20 protein-coding genes and 1 pseudogene are annotated in these 18,241 nt (G+C 49.5%); 8 read left to right on the top strand and 13 right to left on the bottom strand.

The window, feature by feature from the left end; all coding sequences use genetic code 11:
* The first annotated feature begins 2 nt into the window (after positions 1-2).
* Positions 3-3,098 carry an efflux RND transporter permease subunit gene (locus tag BZJ21_RS12275; RefSeq protein ID WP_077669921.1) on the top strand — a complete coding sequence of 1,032 codons (3,096 nt, stop codon included), beginning with the start codon at positions 3-5 and terminating at the stop codon, positions 3,096-3,098.
* Positions 3,099-3,144: 46 nt separating this feature from the next.
* Here the strand turns inward: BZJ21_RS12275 and BZJ21_RS12270 are convergent, their stop codons facing one another.
* Complete coding sequence (locus BZJ21_RS12270; protein WP_077461120.1) at positions 3,145-4,035, bottom strand: LysR family transcriptional regulator; 891 nt, start codon at positions 4,033-4,035, stop codon at positions 3,145-3,147.
* A gap of 90 nt (positions 4,036-4,125) precedes the next feature.
* Here BZJ21_RS12270 and BZJ21_RS12265 point away from each other — a divergent pair, with 90 nt between their 5' ends.
* Entirely contained in the window at positions 4,126-5,058 is a 933-nt protein-coding gene (locus BZJ21_RS12265) for a DMT family transporter (RefSeq protein ID WP_077576055.1), read from the top strand.
* 6 nt (positions 5,059-5,064) lie between these two features.
* Here BZJ21_RS12265 and BZJ21_RS12260 read toward each other — a convergent pair whose 3' ends face one another.
* On the bottom strand, positions 5,065-5,757 hold the full coding sequence (locus BZJ21_RS12260) for a winged helix-turn-helix transcriptional regulator (protein WP_077669920.1): 693 nt from the start codon (positions 5,755-5,757) through the stop codon (positions 5,065-5,067).
* Positions 5,758-5,950: 193 nt separating this feature from the next.
* Positions 5,951-7,192: an NAD(P)/FAD-dependent oxidoreductase gene (locus BZJ21_RS12255; protein ID WP_077669919.1), complete on the bottom strand. Its 1,242-nt coding sequence runs from the start codon at positions 7,190-7,192 to the stop codon at positions 5,951-5,953.
* Positions 7,193-7,462: 270 nt separating this feature from the next.
* Here BZJ21_RS12255 and BZJ21_RS12250 point away from each other — a divergent pair, with 270 nt between their 5' ends.
* From BZJ21_RS12250 to BZJ21_RS12240, 3 genes are all read left to right on the top strand, one after another.
* Entirely contained in the window at positions 7,463-9,415 is a 1,953-nt protein-coding gene (locus BZJ21_RS12250; protein ID WP_021023698.1) for a hypothetical protein, read from the top strand.
* A 133-nt stretch (positions 9,416-9,548) separates the two neighbouring features.
* The gene (locus tag BZJ21_RS12245) at positions 9,549-10,556 is read left to right on the top strand and encodes an amidoligase family protein (protein ID WP_077669918.1); all 1,008 of its coding nucleotides are present in this window, start codon (positions 9,549-9,551) and stop codon (positions 10,554-10,556) included.
* Complete coding sequence (locus BZJ21_RS12240) at positions 10,532-11,230, top strand: gamma-glutamyl-gamma-aminobutyrate hydrolase family protein (RefSeq protein WP_021023696.1); 699 nt, start codon at positions 10,532-10,534, stop codon at positions 11,228-11,230. Before BZJ21_RS12245 ends, BZJ21_RS12240 begins: the two co-directional genes overlap by 25 nt.
* Before the next feature lie 67 nt (positions 11,231-11,297).
* On the opposite strand, the gene BZJ21_RS12235 is transcribed toward BZJ21_RS12240, so the two are convergent.
* From BZJ21_RS12235 to BZJ21_RS12195, 9 genes are all read right to left on the bottom strand, one after another.
* A complete protein-coding gene (locus BZJ21_RS12235) occupies positions 11,298-11,771 on the bottom strand; it encodes a 2TM domain-containing protein (RefSeq protein WP_077669917.1) in 474 nt (157 codons plus the stop codon).
* Between the two features lie 146 nt (positions 11,772-11,917).
* Positions 11,918-12,133 (bottom strand): VF530 family protein, encoded by a 216-nt coding sequence (locus BZJ21_RS12230; RefSeq protein ID WP_077669916.1) that lies wholly within the window; start codon positions 12,131-12,133, stop codon positions 11,918-11,920.
* Positions 12,134-12,321: 188 nt separating this feature from the next.
* Positions 12,322-12,786, bottom strand: a complete 465-nt coding sequence (locus tag BZJ21_RS12225) for an NUDIX hydrolase (protein WP_077669915.1) — start codon at positions 12,784-12,786, stop codon at positions 12,322-12,324.
* Positions 12,786-13,361: a GNAT family N-acetyltransferase gene (locus BZJ21_RS12220; RefSeq protein ID WP_236719561.1), complete on the bottom strand. Its 576-nt coding sequence runs from the start codon at positions 13,359-13,361 to the stop codon at positions 12,786-12,788. Before BZJ21_RS12220 ends, BZJ21_RS12225 begins: the two co-directional genes overlap by 1 nt.
* Entirely contained in the window at positions 13,354-13,875 is a 522-nt protein-coding gene (locus BZJ21_RS12215) for a GNAT family N-acetyltransferase (RefSeq protein WP_077669914.1), read from the bottom strand. Before BZJ21_RS12215 ends, BZJ21_RS12220 begins: the two co-directional genes overlap by 8 nt.
* Positions 13,876-13,955: 80 nt before the next feature.
* Positions 13,956-14,543: a GNAT family N-acetyltransferase gene (locus BZJ21_RS12210; protein ID WP_077669913.1), complete on the bottom strand. Its 588-nt coding sequence runs from the start codon at positions 14,541-14,543 to the stop codon at positions 13,956-13,958.
* Between the two features lie 14 nt (positions 14,544-14,557).
* Positions 14,558-15,280 (bottom strand): hypothetical protein, encoded by a 723-nt coding sequence (locus tag BZJ21_RS12205; protein ID WP_131826347.1) that lies wholly within the window; start codon positions 15,278-15,280, stop codon positions 14,558-14,560.
* Between the two features lie 92 nt (positions 15,281-15,372).
* Entirely contained in the window at positions 15,373-15,897 is a 525-nt protein-coding gene (locus BZJ21_RS12200) for a GNAT family N-acetyltransferase (protein WP_077669931.1), read from the bottom strand.
* Positions 15,898-16,085: 188 nt separating this feature from the next.
* On the bottom strand, positions 16,086-16,514 hold the full coding sequence (locus BZJ21_RS12195; RefSeq protein WP_021023689.1) for an organic hydroperoxide resistance protein: 429 nt from the start codon (positions 16,512-16,514) through the stop codon (positions 16,086-16,088).
* Between the two features lie 181 nt (positions 16,515-16,695).
* Between BZJ21_RS12195 and BZJ21_RS12190 the strand changes: the two genes are divergently transcribed.
* Both BZJ21_RS12190 and BZJ21_RS12185 read left to right on the top strand, forming a co-directional pair.
* Positions 16,696-17,139, top strand: coding sequence for a MarR family winged helix-turn-helix transcriptional regulator (locus BZJ21_RS12190; protein WP_077669911.1), 444 nt, complete (start codon positions 16,696-16,698; stop codon positions 17,137-17,139).
* A gap of 117 nt (positions 17,140-17,256) precedes the next feature.
* Positions 17,257-17,493: an RNA recognition motif domain-containing protein gene (locus BZJ21_RS12185; RefSeq protein ID WP_021023687.1), complete on the top strand. Its 237-nt coding sequence runs from the start codon at positions 17,257-17,259 to the stop codon at positions 17,491-17,493.
* A gap of 58 nt (positions 17,494-17,551) precedes the next feature.
* Here the strand turns inward: BZJ21_RS12185 and BZJ21_RS12180 are convergent, their stop codons facing one another.
* Entirely contained in the window at positions 17,552-17,872 is a 321-nt protein-coding gene (locus BZJ21_RS12180; protein WP_077669910.1) for a HigA family addiction module antitoxin, read from the bottom strand.
* A 184-nt stretch (positions 17,873-18,056) separates the two neighbouring features.
* On the opposite strand from BZJ21_RS12180, the pseudogene BZJ21_RS16690 reads away from it, so the two are divergent.
* A pseudogene (locus BZJ21_RS16690) lies at positions 18,057-18,241 on the top strand (hypothetical protein); the annotation flags it as partial.

Here is an 18,241-nt window from a genome sequence, read left to right as displayed (position 1 = left end):
CGATGCGATTTACCGACGTATTTATCAAGAAACCCGTATTAGCGTCCGTCGATAGCCTGTTCATTATCTTGCTAGGTTTACGCGCCATCACCGACATGAATGTGCGCCAGTTCCCGGAAATTAAGAATGCGGTTATCAGCGTGTCGACCACCTATATCGGTGCAGATGCCGATTTGATTCAAGGATTTATTACCACACCGCTGGAGCGTGAAATTGCCGCATCAGAAGGGATTGATTACTTGGTTTCGACGTCGACGGCAGGCGTCAGCACTATCGAGGCCTATTTGCGTCTTGATTACGACCCTAATGAAGCACTCACGCAAATTGCCGCACAGGTCAACAAGGTACGGTCTGAGCTGCCTGAAGATGCGCGTGAACCCGTGGTCACCTTGCAAGTCGGTGAAACCGTGGCGGCGATGTATCTCGCCTTTTACTCTGAGGTACTCAGTGATAACCAAATTACCGACTACTTGGTGCGTGTGGTTGAGCCGCAACTTTCTACGATTCCCGGCGTACAACGCGCCAATGTACTCGGTGCTAGCAGCTTTGCGATGCGGGTTTGGCTCGATTCGGTCAAGCTCGCTGCATACGATCTTACCGGCACGGATGTCGTTGCTGCACTGCGCAATAATAATGTTCTGGCAACGCTTGGACGCACCAAAGGCCAAGATGTCGCGATAGATTTAAACGCTGCCACAGACATTCATGACGTCAGACAATTTGAAGATCTGGTGATCAGCAGCGATGGCCAATCGGTAGTACGTTTAGAGGATGTCGCGACGGTTGAATTAGGTGCAGAAAGTTATCAAACGTCCGTTAACTTTAACGGATTAGATGCCACCTTTATCGGCATTGAAGTGTCCCCGGATGCCAATGCCCTTGATGTTATTGAATCAGTCAATGAGGTTTGGGACGCGGATATTATCCCCCAACTACCGCAAGGCTTATCAGCCTATATCGCTTATGATTCCACCGAGTATATTGATAATGCCATTGATGAGGTGGTGATATCGATTATTCTCGCCCTAGCGATTGTGGTCTTCGTTATTTATGGCTTTTTAGGATCATTGCGCTCGGTGATTATTCCGGCGGTCGCCATTCCGGTGTCATTAATCGGCACCTTCTTCTTGATGTTTCTATTAGGCTTTTCCATCAACCTGCTCACCTTGTTGGCAATGGTTCTCGCGATTGGCGTGGTGGTCGATGATGCGATTATCATGCTGGAGAATGTCCACCGCCATATTGAAGAAGGAAAGAGTCGAACAGAGGCCGCTATTGAGGGGGCGCGTGAGCTAGCTTGGCCGATTATTACCATGTCGACGACGCTCGTCGCGGTATTCTTGCCCATTGGCTTTGTCGGGGGGTTAACCGGTGTCTTGTTTGTCGAATTTGCGTTTACCCTCGCCGCCTCGGTGATTTTGTCGGGAGTGGTCGCACTAACACTTTCACCGATGATGTGTGCCTATGTACTCAAACCTTATCAAGCCGATAAAGCGGCGAAAGAGAATTCTCTTGAACATTGGTTAGATAAACAATTTGATCGTTTATACCGTCGCTATAAACGTACCCTACATAGTTTGCTAAATACTAACGGCGTTGTGCTTACTTTTGGCGCAATTGTGTTGGTATCTTGCTACTTTTTGTTTATCACCAGCCCCTCTGAATTAGAACCGGCAGAGGATCAAGGGTTCGTCTTCTCTATTTTGGAGGCCGATAGCCAAACCACACTGGACGCGCTATCTGCCAGCACAGACGAGTTAAACCGGCTCATTGACGATGTGCCAGAAATTGATAATGTCTTTATTATTAATGGCTCAGGCGGCACCAATAATGCCATCGCTGGTATTGTGCTTGCCCCTTGGGATGAGCGTGAGCGCAGTACCCAAGCCATCTTAGAAAACGAGATTCAGCCCTTTATGGAGAGCCAGCCAGGCTTAAGTAGCTTTGCATTGGTGCCACCTTCATTACCGTCTCCAGGCGGAGGGACTCCGGTCGAGTTTATTATTGGCTCAACCCAGCCTTATGAAGCCATCAATGAAGTCGCCAATAATATTGTTGGTAAAGCGATGCAAAGTGGGCGATTTATCTTTGTGGATACCGATCTAAGTATCGACCGTCCAAAGCAAACGGTCAACATCGACCGTGAAAAGGCCGCCTTGATGGGTGTGAGCATGCAACAGCTCGCGGCCGACATGGGCTCACTGTTATCCGGCGCCGACGCTGGACGGTTTTCACTGGATAACCGCTCATACCGTGTAATCCCACAAGTCGCGCGTAGTGAGCGTCTTACGCCAGATCAACTGCGTCAGTTTTATACCCGCAACCAAGAAGGTGAGCTGATCCAACTTTCGACCTTAGTGACCTTGGAAGAAAGCGTTCAGCCACAAGCGCTGCGAGGCTTTCAACAACTCAATGCGGTTAAAATCTCGGGCGTCCCACGTCCAGGTGTCCCCTTAGGCGAAGCGCTAGGTGTATTACAAGAGATCGCCGCGACCGAATTACCGGCTGGATTCAGTGTCGATTATGCAGGGCAATCGCGGCAATTTATGAGCGAAGGCCAACAACTGGTGGTCACCTTCTTCTTTGCCCTGGTGGTGATTTTCTTAATCTTGGCGGCGCAGTTTGAGTCGTTTAAAAACGCGATCATTATTTTGGTCACGGTCCCCATGAGTGTGTGTGGGGCGTTGATATTTATCAGCCTTGGTTTTACCACGCTGAATATCTATACCCAAGTCGGTTTGCTCACCTTGGTGGGGCTAATTGCAAAACATGGTATCTTAATCGTCGAGTTCGCCAATCAGTTACAGCAAGATGGGCGCACGAAACGCGAGGCGATTGAAGAAGCGACAGCGATCCGTTTACGCCCTATCTTGATGACAACGGCCGCGACGGTTCTCGCCATGATCCCGCTCTTGATTGCCTCAGGAGCCGGTGCAGGCGCGCGTTTTGCCATGGGGTTAGTGATTGCCAGTGGGATGACACTGGGCACCTTGTTCACCCTGTTCGTGGTACCCGCGATGTACTTGTTCTTAGCCAAAGCGATTACGCCGACGCCAACTGAACATATGGTATCAACGGAAACAAACCACGACGCCTAACCTTCCCACATCAGGCCACAGCGCAAAACACTGTGGCCTGATTTCATTATCCAACAAACCGCGCGAGCACGAACTCCACCAGCAACCGCACCCGCAGCGGTACGTGCTCCCGATCGCGATACAACAAAAACAGCGTTCGTGCTTGGCTCCGCCATGATGGCAACACCCGTTGTAGCGCTCCTTGTTCAATCAACGGTAATGCGGAGTAGTCAGGAATGTAGCCCATCCCAAAGCCTGCCTGCACGGCATGGGTCAGCATTTGAATTTCGTCAACTTCAGCCCGAATACCCGTCGTGGCTTGATAGTCATAAGCGTCACCGGTTGTGTCGTGCTCTAGCTGCCAAACGGTCATTGGGTGACACAGCACGACAGGTTTGCCCACCAGCTCTTTTGGTGATTGAAGCTGACCATAATCACTACCTGGACTCGCGCAGACAATAAAGTGAATATCGGTTAATGGCCGTGCGATCCAATCTTCCACGACCGGATTACCGACCCGAAACACCACATCCATTCCTTCGCCTTCAATATCAACCAGTGTGTTAGAAAAACTCAGATCAAGCTGAATCTCTGGGTAGGCGCGCATAAAATCAAACAAAACAGCGCGTAAAAACTGTTTACCGGCATTAATAGGGGCGCTAACACGGATCTTACCTTTAGGATGCTGCTTTTCGCTCAAGAGTTCATCACTGACCGCGTTCAGTTCATCAAAAAGACTCGCAGCGCGTTCGAAATAGCGATGACCCGTTTGCGTGAGCGAGATACGATGGGCATCACGGTTGAGTAACCGCAAGGCCAGATCCTGCTCAAGTTGACGAATTCGCCGGCTTAAGGTCGATTGAGGCATCGACAGCTGTTGCGCTGCGGCTTTAAAGCTGCCTAACTGGGCAACAGTACAAAAGTAACGTAAATCGTCTAGCGAATAGTTAAGTTTCATTATTGGCATTTACCGTTCTGATATTGCCGGTTTATTCAAATTTTGAAACTTATACACTAGCGCACATCGTTTAATAAGTCAGGTATTGATATGAATACAACGTCGATTTGGAAAGCCATCGCCCTACTCATTTTATGTGCGTTTTTTTGGGGCAGCACCTTTCCCATCGGTAAGGATGCTTTGAATGAGGTCAGTGCACTCACGCTTGTTTTTTGGCGATTTGGGATCGCGGCCATTTGTCTGGCTCTGTATCTCAAAGCAACCCGAGCCAAGATCCCCCATCTCAGTGGCAAACAATGGCTATGGGCAACTACCGTCAGTGCTGTAGGCATTGGAGGGTTAAATCTTTGCTTGTTTACCGGGCTTGAATATACCCAAGCCACCAACGGCTCATTAATTATGGCGCTCAGCCCGTTAGTCACCTCTTTCATTGCCTGCGTAGCAATACGCGCACTTCCGCGCAAAGGGCAAGTTTTCAGTTTGGTGGTCAGTTTATCGGGGGTATTATTGGTGATCACCGACGGACAGTGGGATGTTTTACGCAACCTCAACTTTAATCAAGGCGATCAGATGATTTTCACCGGCATGTTCGCGTGGAGTGCCTATACCTTTTTCAGCCAAGGGATTGGTCGTTGGATGCCTGTCATCCCCTATACCTTTTTGGGTATGCTCAGTGGCGCCACGGTCATCGGCGTGATGTGTGCGATGACACCTAATGTACATCCCTTTGGTGAGGTGATAACCGCCAGCCCAATCACGGTTTCAGAGTTACTTTATATCGGTGTGCTAGGCACCGTCGCGGGCTATTTGCTCTGGCTTAACGGTGTACGCCACCTTGGCTCAGCCAATGCTGCCCTATTCTTTAACTTTGTACCGGTGTTTGCAGTACTCACCGCGTTCTTGATGGGACAAGCGGTCAGCCAAATCCAAGTTTTAGGGATTGCGATTGTTGTTGCCGGCTTGCTGTTGCCTCGCTTACCCCATCCTGGTCGCTGGCGACTTGCGCTGTCACGCTCAGCTTAAACGCCATTAAATAAAGCAATAGCCTTTGCCGTGGTCGGTTTGCAAGCGCTCAGGCGGCAGTCCAGCGTCAGCGAGTTTTTTCCGAACACGGCTTAAATGCATATCGAGACTGCGATCATCAGGCGTAAACGTTTTTTTAAGCACCTGACGATAAAGGAGTGACTTACTCAACGTAGTATCTTTATGCTGCGCAAGAAGCCACAAGAGTTCGAATTGTATGGGTGTTAATTTGACCGCTTGGTCATCCACTCTGACTTGGTGTGTGTCTTGGTGCATCCAGAGATTATCAACTTGCAGCTGGCCTGATGACTCTTTGATCACCACCACCGCATGGCGGCGATGCATCGCAATCGCGGTGCGCAGCATACACTCATCAATATCAATAGGGGCAGATAGCACATCTTCCGCCCCGGCATTCAGCGCGGCCACGCGATCAGCCGCCGCTTGACTTGCCATTAAAGCAATAAACGGGCACTGCTCGCTCAACCAGCGCAAGGTTGTCATTTGCGTCTCTCCCTCAGGCACCCAGCTAATCAATTGCACAGCATCCCAATCGGGCATTGGATCATCAGGGCCAATCACAGTCACATCGCAGCCGTGATCTCGCAGCCGAGCTTCGAGTAGCGCGATAAATGACTGATCTTCTGGGCCGCGCACGACAATGGCGGGCTTAGTTTTGGAGAAAAACGCCTGGTGCATCAGTGGTCCTATCTAAACGTTCACGTCACATCAATGGCTGAACCCTATTTATCGTCATTGTCACTCAAAAAAGGATTCGCCAAGCTATTCATTGTCTTACAGTATTAGCCTGTAAAGCAAACGGGTTTACGTCGACTTAAGCGTTTTCGATCCCTCATAGCGTGGGAATGATGACAAACTCAGCAGCCGACCACTAAAAGCGATCGACACGATACGGATGCATATCAATATCCGTGTGTTCCTCATCTATCATTTGTCCCAACAATTTTCCGGTCACGGGGCCCAAGGTAAAACCTTGATGACCATGACCGCATGCCAACCACAATCCCTTTTGGTCTGGCGCCGGGCCGATCATGGGCTTCATATCGGGTAGGCAAGGACGCCCACCTTTCCAAGGGCATGCATCAAGACGCTGACCAAGCGGATAAAGCGAACGCGCAACCTGTTCAGCGGCATTAAGTTGGCTCTCGTTAACTGGCGCATCCACTGTTGTCAGTTCCGCGCCTGTCGTCAGGCGAACACCAGCACGCATCGGCGCCAAGAGGTACCCGATTTCCGCATCCATAAGCCAATGGTTCAGTGGTGCTTTTTTATTACATGCATAGTGCATGTGGTAGCCGCGTTTAGCAAACAAAGGCACCTGAATTCCCAGTTGATCCAACCAATACGATGACCAAGGCCCCATCGCCATCACCACCTGGTCAGCGTGTAGGCTTTCTTTGGTGGTTTGAATGAGCCATCCCGAGCCTTGCCGTGTTAAGCCTGTTAACGAAGCATGTTTAATGGTTCCTCCTTTGCATTTTACATCCGCGGCGTAAGCTTCGACCAGGGCGCCGGGATCTGTGACGGTCCAAGGCTGCTTCCAATGAATCGCCCCCACAATAGACGGAGACAAACTCGGCTCTCGCTGTGCAAGCTGTTGACGGTTTAACACATCAAACTCAACACCGAATAGCGTGCTGTCAGACGCTGTTTTTGTCAGTTCTTCATCAAGCGCTTTTTGGGTACGGAACAGTTTAAGGTAACCGGCTTTGCGAATTAACGCTTCCGCCCCCGCAGACCGTATCATCTCATCATGCGTATCGAGTGATTGCATTATCAAGGCTGCGTATTCAGGGACAAGCTTTCGATAATGCTTATCACTGGAGTAATGCCAATATTGCAATAACGCGCGAGCCGCTCGAATCACACTGCTAGGACGATAGCGAATATCCACCGCACGGTTCGGCAACACCCGCAGCAAAGTGGTGAGATCACGCGGAAAGGCATAGGGCCGAACGGCTTCACGTTGAATAATGCCTGCATTGCCAAACGATGTTTCTTGCCCTGGAGGCACGCGATCGATCAAGGTGACGGCATACCCTCGTTTAAGTAAATGCCAAGCCACGGATACACCGACCATTCCGGCCCCTAACACCACGACCTGCTTCGTCATACTTCACTCCCTGAATGATGTTATTTTTTGTTTTGTTGTTAAAACTGTTGAATTTTCACCCTTAAGTTACAAGCTTTGCGCCAGTAGCGATAGTGGTCAAGGGGGCTTATGGTTACTATTTTCTCTGAAGTGTGTAATAGTAGTTTGACTATAATCAGGCACAAAAGGACGTTGTAGGCTGACGACCAACCCAGGTGAAGGTAGTTAACACATGCCTATCCATGGGCTGGCAAGCGCCACTGATACAGCGCAGGAAAGAACATCATTGATATGTCGAGCTTACTAAAAAACCTTGATCATGCTGTGGTGCAGCTTGATCAGGCAAGTTCAATTGATAAACCAAGCTGCCAGTTTCACGTGATTGATATCTGTGAGCAAGTCCTGACGCAAGAGGACGGCATTAGCGCTCTATATACGCGTATCCATACGCTCAATGCAGCTGGTCTCTTTGAAGGTACAGACTGGGATCACCCAGAATACCTATTACCCAATTTAGTGCCGGCAACACTCGCACATGCGGACAAAGCCACCGTTCTACTAGATTGCCTCAGCCAATTAAGAATGCTAGCTATTGTTGAGGGTAAGAGCCCCCCTTCGACTTTCTCAGCCCAAGAGGCTCATCAGTTTCTTGCCAAAGTACTCAGTCTTAATTTGTCACTCATCATGGGGATCACCGACGAAACTAGTCGTATCCGCCTTGGTGAGATGGCACCCGCTATCAGTTCACTATACCGGTTTCTTCTCACGCATTTAGGCTACGAAACCATTCTTAGCGAGTTAGTTGATGAAGTCTGGCGTGTTCTCGCCCAACGCCCTATTCAGGTCAATCCGATAAAAGCGATGATCACCCAGATATCCATTCTTGTTTCTCAAGAGCAAGTCAACCTTGGTGAAGCAAAACTCGGGATTGACCGTCTGGTAAGCGCGCTATATGGCCCGACTCAAGGTTGCTATGACGATCCGGGGCTCGATGCCTATTGCCAACGACTAAACGCCATGGATAACAACTCCCTCCAACAGGAGGCGATGGGCTTTGCACGCGCGATGCACGATGTCGGCTTGGCGTCTGACTATCACGCCACCTTCTTACGCTGGCTACTCGACAACCAAGGCAGTGACATACTCCCCACCGCGCTAGGGCTCAGTAATACAGGGGTAGATTGTCTCGTGACCTATCGTCAATTGGTCCACACATTGATTCAAGAAGCTGTCTATCCGCAGACCGCACAAGCAGTCTATGGGCTGGCGATGCTGCTTGAGCGTGGGGTATTGTTTGACGCGCCCGTCGCACCGAGTCTATGGCGGCAAATTTATTTAAATTTACATCCGGATGTTGCCGCCAGCCTAACCCTCGCGTTTGGCGATCAACTGCCGGCGCGGGTACATCTTCTTGCAGGCGTGATGTCAGTGCTTGGTCAACCGCTTGGTGTGGCACAAGGAAACAATCCAACTTGCCAATCTGCTCGAGCCATCTCAATGTGGGCCTATAATGATCCCGATTATCTACTCAACTGTATCGTTCAAGTCGCCTGTAATACAAGCTTACGCATGCACTTTGAAGGTAAAACATTGGACTCACACACGTTGCTACAAGGCCTAAGCACAGCATTGCCGTTTGACACCGATCCTGTGTCCGTGGTCCTCGTCCCTCATCTCGACAAGCTTTATATTGAAATGGGCCGTTGCTGCGTCAGTCGAGAGCAAGATCCCCACAAATGGATAAACCCCGAATTTCACGGCTGGTATGTCGGGCGCGAATTTATGATTGCGGTTGACGTTAAAACAGGCCTACTCAAAGATTTCGATTGCTTTATCGAGCGTTTTTATCGTAGCTATCATCCTTTATACAATGGCAACATTCCTGTCATTCATCCTCAACCCGTTGGAATTGCAGTGACAAGCAGTCAGGGGCGATTTATTGGATGGCACGCTGTTACTTTGATTCGTGTCGCATTCGACCAAGACAACGTGATGCGGGTCTATTTTTATAACCCGAATAACGACAGTGGCCAAGATTGGGGGAATGAAGTGGTTGTTTCCACCCAAGGAAAAGGCGAACAATACGGCGAAGCGTCGCTACCTTTTGAGCAGTTTCTCTCTCGGCTTTATCTTTATCATGACGACACCATTCAAGTCGGGATAAAAAGCTCACTGCCAGATGAAGCCATTGCCGATGTAAAACGAATGGCTTTAACAAGCTGGGCGGCAGATCGTATTGGCTAATGAAAGCCAAAGAGCATTATATTTGCGATTTGTTTAGGCTAATTCCCGAACAAATCGAGGCGATTTCCCTTTAATCAGCGCATCGTGACCCCCATGTATTTCATATGTTTATCCGATAAGTGAGGCTCCATTGATGAATGCGTCCCCTTCACCGTTAAAAACACCCCCTCATACCACCAATGCAGAGGGAGAAACGCGCTGCGTCGGTGTTGAACTTGAATTGAGTGGTATGGAGCTAGACACCATTGCACAGCTCGTTGCAAAACATTTATCCCTGACGGTTGAGCATGGCGGCCGTTACGACCGAAAACTAACCGGTGACAATGCGGGTGATTGGATCATAGAGCTTGATTACGCCAAGCTAAAACGCCTTGGACGGAACGATCGAAGTGAGAAGACTCTCGCCAATCAAATTGACCAATCCGCGGAAGAAGTTTTAGCTTGGGCAGCTAAAATGGTCGTACCGGTCGAAATAGTCAGCCCACCGCTTCCGCTTGATCGACTTCAAGACGTCGATAGACTGATTGAGTTTCTGCGACAACAAGGTGCAGAAGGCACAGAGGACAGCCCTCTCTATGCATTTGGGATGCAGCTTAATCCCGAACTGCCCGACTTATCCGCTCACACTATTAACGCGCATCTGAAAGCATTTTTATGCTTGTATGATTGGCTAATTAAACGTGCCGATATTGATTTATCCCGTCGTCTCACAAGCTATGTCGATCCGTTTCCAAAAGCGTATATCACGCGTGTTCTCGCGCACGATTATTGGCCCGATCGCGACACCTTGATTGCCGATTACCTTGCTGATAATCCGACGCGTAATCGTGCGCTAGATATGCTGCCACTCTTCACTCACCTCGATGAGAAACAAGTGAATCAGGCGCTCAATGATGGCCTGACAAAAGCGCGCCCCACGTTTCACTATCGTTTACCGGATAGCAAAGTAAGTCGTCCACAATGGGGGATCCATGAGGCATGGAATGATTGGGTAGAAGTAGAGAAACTTGCCGCAGATTCAAAACGACTGACAGCTTGCTGTGATGCTTATCTTGCTCACTTAAACGATCCATTATCACGCATTACCAATAACTGGGCGGAGAAAGTGAATACGCTATGGGTAGACCCGTTATCGCAATAACCGGCCCCGACAAAGGTGCCTTCTTACCGCGTTTTTTCGTTGCCACCGCGGTGCGTCTTTATGGCGGGCAGCCCCTACAGTTGCGGCCAGGTTCAATATTTAAGCCTGATGATTATCACGGTGTGGTGATCACAGGCGGCCACGATGTTGAACCTGTGCTGTATGCTGCTGAGCCCGAAGTGAAACCAAACTACGATCCCGAACGTGATGAACTAGAGAGCGCAGTAATCAAAAGCGCCTTAGCCAGTCAAAAGCCGCTGTTGGGCATTTGCCGTGGTGCGCAACTTCTCAACATTTGCTTAGGCGGCACCTTGCACCAAAGCTTACGCGAACAGCGCAAGAAAACCTCTCATCGCTGGACAATATTCCCGATGAAAACCTTGTGTATATTGCGTGATGTTAACGGCCATATACAGCAACGATTGGGGCAAGGCAGACGCAAAATAAACAGCCTACACAACCAAGCGATTAACGCGTTAGGCGAGGATTTAACGGTAAGCGCACGTGATTTAGATGGTATTGTACAAGCGATTGAGTCTCCCAACCGCCCCTATACACTGGGCGTACAGTGGCATCCAGAATTTTTGCTTTATCTTGGCTGTCAGCGTGCGCTGTTTAAGGGCTTGGTCGAGCATGCAACGCGCTTCCAGCAGCGACAAGCGGCATCTCAGTAAACATGGTTGTTATCTTGTGAAAAACAAAAACGCCGAGGCACATTCGCTCGGCGTTATCGGGGAGTTGTTAACGCTTTGACCGCGCATTCAGTCGCTTCTCTATTTGGCGTTTTTCCCACTTATCACCAAAGAGATCGACAACGCCCAGAGCACTGACACCGTGGCTGACCACTGCAATCCCCCATCCCATTGCAGCCCACCAAGCCCAATAATAGCCGGGGCTAGTTTGCCAGTTGACAATAAACAGAATCGCCATCACGACCACATAGCGCGTCAAATGAGAATAAAACCCTCCGAGGGCACGGACGCGATTGGCAATCGCTCTTTCTTCTGGACTCATTGAAGTATCTGCCTGCATGTCTGTCTCCTTTTGCAAATCAGTAATGTCGATATCAAACACAGCAGCCAACGATTTCAGCGACTCCAATCCGGGTTTGTGGCCGCGCTCGATACGTTGAATCGTTCGAACACTTAACCCACTAAATTGTGCTAATTGGTCTTGCGACCACCCTTTTTGAACTCTGAGTGCTTTCACGTTCATCCTTGCTCCTTTGTGCTCTTCCCTATCAACACTATGCAAAATAGGGGCGACATTACCACGACAGCGCCCCGACACCTTAACGACAGTTATTTAAAATCAATCATTTACCATGAACCCGCCTGATAACCAATCCGTGTATTTTATCCTTAGCAAAAGGTATCAATATACAAGGCTTCGACCTTATCTCGCGCCCACTGCGTTTTACGCAAAAATTTCAGCGATGATTTCATCGAAGGATCGTTGTTGAAGCAGTTCACGTTGATGTGTTGGTAGAGGCCTGACCAACCATAGTGTTCAACCAAACGGGTCAAAATGGCTTGTAGGGTTAACCCGTGCAGCGGGTTATTGGGTTGTGTATCCATAAGGGTTCTCAGCAACTCGAGCACGCGCTCGTCAATAAAAGCGCTACTCTACGTGACGATATTGCAAAACGCGAATTTAACCACGGTAGCGCGCCAGCTTATAATCAAGGTTTAGCTGGCACCTAGGAAACCGTGTCATTATGCAATATGATGTCATCTTGAGTAAAAAAGCGTTCCATGCTCATGTTTCATTCCTGATGGTTAGGTAAGTTGACGTGATATAACGGGTTAACGGGCTGATCAACAAAGTAAGCCCATACATGGTCATAGACGGCATGCTGATTTGGATACGGCGCCAAGGCTTTTGCCTCATCAAGTGAGCACCAGCGATAATCGGTGTGTTCATCATTAAGCGTGATGGCTTGGTTATCATCACACATCACCACAAACACAGGGATAAGCTCGATCACATTCACTGACGCTTCGTAAAACTGCTCCAAAAACTGCGCGTTATACAAGTCAGCCACCGTAATCTGGGTCTCTTCGCTAAACTCACGGACGATGGCGTCCACTCCGGTCTCACCCGCTTCAATCGAGCCCGCAACATGGCACCAGAAGCCACCTTTCACTCGCTTCATCAGCAGCATTTTTATTTCTCCCTCAATACGAGAGAGCGCCACGCCAGAAACCACAGAGGTATTCACTGGGATCATCATTTCTCCTCGACTTCACATGCCGCCACTTTGGCGTATACCACAGTACTAGAAATCGTGCCGCTAGGTAGGATACGGTCGTTGGTAAGCATCGCTTCTTGATGATACCCACAACGCTCGGCTACCGCGCGGCTGCGGGTGTTTTCGTAGGCGGTTTTGATTTCGACACGCTTGGCATTAAGGTCATTAAACGCATACCGCTCTAGCGTTCGCACCGCTTCACTCATATAGCCAAGGCCTTCTTTGGAGCTCCGCAGCCAATAGCCTATTTCAAAATAAGGAATCGCGATATTACGGATCATTAGACTGATCACACCCACCAGTTGCCCCGTCGATTTTTCAAAAATCGAGTAGCGTAGCTCATTAATAAACATGTCGAAGTCATCAATCGCTTGTTGGGTGTTTTCAATCGAGCTCGATTCGGTCAGCGCGTGCGGCAGCCAATCCATAAAAGGAGCAAGGGTGTGCTGGCTTTCCAACACGGCTTCTAAAATTAAAGGCTGATGGGCCATATTAGGCGCCACCAGCAACAGACGGTCACTGTCCAGTTGGTCCACGCGCGGGGAATCATCCATTAATGTCCACCCAGTACCGCGCCAATGATTCATTGAACACTTCGCCATTAATGATGTTTTCCAACGTGCCGCCATTAGCTTCAATTACTTTGCGCGATGCCATATTGTCTTCATTCGCGGTAATTAGGGCGCGAGTGATCCCTAGCTCGCTCGCCTTGGGCAGCGCTAAGGCTAACATTTGCTTGCCATATCCACGTCCACGATATGACGGCGCAATATCGTAACCAATGTGTCCGGCTTCTTGAGATAGAAATGGCGTATTGATGTGATGGCGGATCCGAATCGCGCCAATGATTTTTTGCTCAGCATCAAGCAGCCAAAAATGACTACACGGCACATAACCTTTACGAAGGTTTTTACCCAATGACTCATCCGTTAACCGAGTCACGTAAGTGGCGAAATCATCTTTTCCCGGCCGATAGTAATCGGCATTCTCGGGATCAAACTGAGCAAAATCATCATAAAAGCGCGTAAAGGCTGCTTGGTGATTGAGTGTGGGGACGACTAATTCCATGTGCTTGTTCCTATTCCTATCATAGAACTAGGCTATCTCATTGATATTGAGAAATAAACATCCTTGTCTCTCTTGTTGTTTTAGTTCAGCGCCTTGACCATGGTGGTGGCGCCTGAAAAACCGACTAACCATTTTAGGTGCGGAAAGCGCTCTTCTTTGGTAGCGACAAAGCCTTTGGCTTGATAAAGCTTGCGGGCTCTGGGGTTGCTATCAATGACATCTAATCGAACGCTTTCAAAGCCATGTGCTTGAGCATAATCGATAATGGCATCCAATAATTGGGAGCCAACCCCCTGACCACGTATCACGCTATCAACAGCAATACCATCCATCACCAGTTCATTGTGCGCCGCTTTACGCTCAAACAGCGCCAATACTGCACAGGCCCAAATGCCTTTAATGGGCCCCAAACTATCGATTAACTGTTTGGCACCCATACCCTGTGTCAGTGCGCCGGCTTGAGTTTGAAACCCAGCCAACCCTACCACCTTGCCGTTTTGCATAGCAGCAAACGAAAAGTCTGGAACAAAACACTGAGACAACACCGCTACGCGCGCTGCCTGATTAGGGATTGCCCGTGCGAGCTTCATTCCAAACGCCTGCTCATAGAGCTCAGCGACGTTTTGTGCTTGCTCAAGCGGCCATCCTTGCCGGATCGCTATCTCCATTTCTTCCCTCGCAGTTAAAACCGGTACCGGAGGCTGGCTAGGCCATAGTGAAGCCAAGAAAAGTTATAGACTTCATCGTTGTCAGCCCCACCTTCTAGGGTGCGATACCCCAGAGCGCCATACCAGCCATCGCCAAGGTGATACTCCAACATCAGCGCCGCATCAACCGCTCGTCCCATGGGTGACCACGCGCCTTCCACATCCAAGATCAACGCCGCGCGATCGGATAGACGATATTGACCATACCCATGCAACAAGGGCACCACGCCAACGTTGGACTTCGTTGCTTTTGTTTCACCTTGCGCGAGGGTGATTTCAGCATCTCTCACCAAGGCGGCGGCACCGACGCCCCACTGCCAAGGGCCTTGATCGTAAAACGTCCAGCGGTATGTCGCACGATAGGTATTGAATTGATAATCCGCATCAATGGCTTGCTCGGCGGCAAAGCGCTGATCCTGAAACTGGATGCTTTTTGACAGCGTGCCACGACCATTGACAGATAGAGGCGCAAAGGTTAGGCGTACCGCGTGCTGGGGATTGAACTGATACGTGCCATACAAACGCAGGTAAGGCGTTGCGGTTCGGCCGGTTAAATCGGTCATATCAAAGCGAGTGCCGGTATCTCCGGGGATGCTGACATCATTTTTGCTAAACGTCACCCCGCCGGTTTCAACGCGAAAATCCAACCCTTGCGCGTAGGCCCCCGTTGATAGCCCCCCGACAAACAACACACTCATGATTCGAGCTGTCTGTTGGCACATCGTGTGCAAGTCTAAGCCTGCTCTAAGCCATTGTCGCATATGACCAAACGTTGTGGTTCTGCCCTTTCTCATTGCGCTTTGCCCTTATTATCGGCGTCAATCGCAGCATACATAATATGCTGAGGCCCTGCCGCGCCGCCCCAGTACAGCTCGCCTGTATCAGTAAAGCCGCCTTTTTGGTAACAGGCTTTAGCGGCCGGGTTTTGACAGTTCACAGTGAGATACACCCAATTGAAATCACGATAAGCAACGGGCAAATACTTAAGCAAAGCTTTAACCGCACCGGTGCCTAGACCTTGCCCTTGATAACGCGCATCCACTACAAACATGCGCAGGCCTAACGTCTTTGGCGGGCAAAAGTCATACTGAGACGTATAGTCGGTATCGAGTTTAAAAAAGCCTACCGTCTCGCCCGCTCGTTTGATCACATGGCGGTGAATAGTCTCACTGTCCTCAGCAAGAAATTCGTCTGCGGTCCCCGCAAACTTTACTTGTTGGTGAGGTAACGATACCTCTCGAACACCCTCTATGTCTTCATTCGTTAGCGGGGCGACATTTATCTCGGTAAGCTTACTGGTGGTGGCATCTGGCATGTTAGCTTTCATCATCCTTGTTATTGGTATAGGGCTTGCGTGTTAGTCTTCGTGGTCAATAGTCTTAGCGGTCAATGCTGAGCACTCGAGGTTAGGGAGCACCGAACAACGCGCTGCTTCCTTAAAGAGCGGACATAAAAAAGGGAGCCCTGCTTAACAGTGCTCCCTATCATAGCGTGCCCGCTAGGTTAAATCACTGACAGTTCAACCTTAATATTGCCGCGCGTGGCATTAGAATATGGGCAGACTTGGTGCGCTTGCTCGACCAATGAATGCGCGGTGTCTTTATCCAGATCGCCAACAGACACTGCCAGCTTCACGGCAATACCAAAACCACCATCAATGGGGCCAATCGACACTTCTGAGTTAATGTGGGTGTCTTCGGGCAAGGTCACGCCTGCTTTACCCGCCACCAAACGCAGCGCACCAATAAAACACGCCGCATAGCCGGCAGCAAAAAGCTGCTCAGGGTTAGTGCCTTCGCCATCGTTTCCGCCCAAACCTTTAGGCGTGGAAAGCGCCACATCTAAACGTCCGTCATCGGATTTTGCAGACCCTTCGCGGCCTCCGGTAGCGGTGGCTTTTGCTGTATAGGCAACACTTTGTAGCTCTTTCATTTCACTCTCCTGTGTTTCAGTCCGCGTGCGGCTCACTGCTTCGCACTCAGCAGGTGCGATGAAGCCGCTTGCATCTGGTTTATTTATTTTGCATGCAAAACAATAGATCGTATAACCCAGCATTGCAAATACTTTGCGCACAAAATAAAATACTCACTAGACACACGGACAATGACAAGCCATGACCTATCCCCAATTGAAGCTCAATAGCCAAATCTGTCACCGCTTATACAAGGCCTCCAACGGTATTTCGCGCGCCTACCGAACCTGGTTGACCGAGCTTGATCTCACCTACCCGCAATATGTAGTGATGATGGCGCTGTGGGAAACTGACCGACTCGCGATCGCAAATCTGGTTGAGAAAACCGGCATTGATGGTGGCGCGATGACGCAGATTTTGAAAAAGATGAGCGATAAAGGCTTGCTCACCATAGTGAAAGACGAAGACGATAAGCGAAAGCGGTGGGTAACATTGACGGGCAAAGGCATTGAGCTGCAGCACCAAGCAGCGGAAATTCCTGAAAAGATTCGTTGTAAGTTTCCTAGCATTGATGATCAGCAAGCCCAGCAACTTATTGCGCTGCTGGATAAAATCAATCATGACTTAGGAGAAAGTGACGCATAAACGTCGGCTGAGCAGCACTCAAGGCTAACGTATCGATAAGAAAGCCAAACTATTACTTGGTCGTTGCCCCCTTTACTGACACAATCGGTGCTGTTACCTCGATATGAACGGACAACAATGAAACTTTTAGCTCGCAACCTTGCACGCACCACCACCGAACAAGAACTCCGTCAGCTGTTTTCTGAACACGGAGACGTCACCGACTGCAATCTGGTGCTGGATCAAGAGACTGGCGAATCCAAAGGCTTTGCTTTTGTGACTATGCCTGACGATGCCCAGGCCAACGCTGCAATTGCCGCACTGAACTTGGCCAGCGTTGCAAAGAGCAAAATCCGCGTGAAAATCGCGAACTAAGCAAAAAAAGCCCTTTGCACTTACATTGGCTGTGAGGCGGGAACGATAGCCAACACGATCACCCGTGTTGGCTTTTTTTTATGGTCGAGACTTCTGCCCATGGGCGAATTCTATTCAGCTGATCTTCGAGATCATGTTCAGTAATTTCAGTATTATAGGCGACTTGAGCACGCAGCCAATAACCCTTCGATAATCCAAAAAAACGGCATAAACGCAGGTCTGTATCAGCCGTTATAGCCCGTTTACCAGCAATAATTTGACCAATACGCTGTGCGGGCACTCCGATTTCTTTAGCCAAACGATATTGCGAAATCCCCATGGGAGTCAGGAATTCCTCTTTTAGCAACTCGCCAGGTGTGACAGCTTCTACAGTACGCATGAGCGACCTCTTAGTGATAATCAACGATTTCGATATCTTTGCACTTAAACGTTCGAATCATAAACCCAATAGCAACGTAGCACGTTAATAACGTAAAGCGTCATTAAACGATAGCTGATTGACAGCCTGCGCCCGGCTCGTCACTATCAAGCTTTCGGCATATAGTGACGCTCGAGCAATCAAAATGGCAAAACCGAATAAAAAAGGCCCCACCAAAACCATCGATATTTTCTGTAAACGCTGTAACGCACAGCTGTTTAAATACCGAAAACACGGAAAACGCATGAACATCCGCGTCATGAAAGGCTTCCCAGCACGGTCGCTAAGTACTCTTGGTCCATCGCGCACATCATTCGCTTGCGTTGAATG

It is taken from the genome of Salinivibrio costicola subsp. alcaliphilus (genome assembly GCF_001996185.1).
Taxonomy (GTDB): Bacteria; Pseudomonadota; Gammaproteobacteria; order Enterobacterales; family Vibrionaceae; genus Salinivibrio; species Salinivibrio costicola.
Note: the sequence above shows the minus strand (reverse complement) of the source record. Positions and strands in the feature narration are given on the sequence as shown.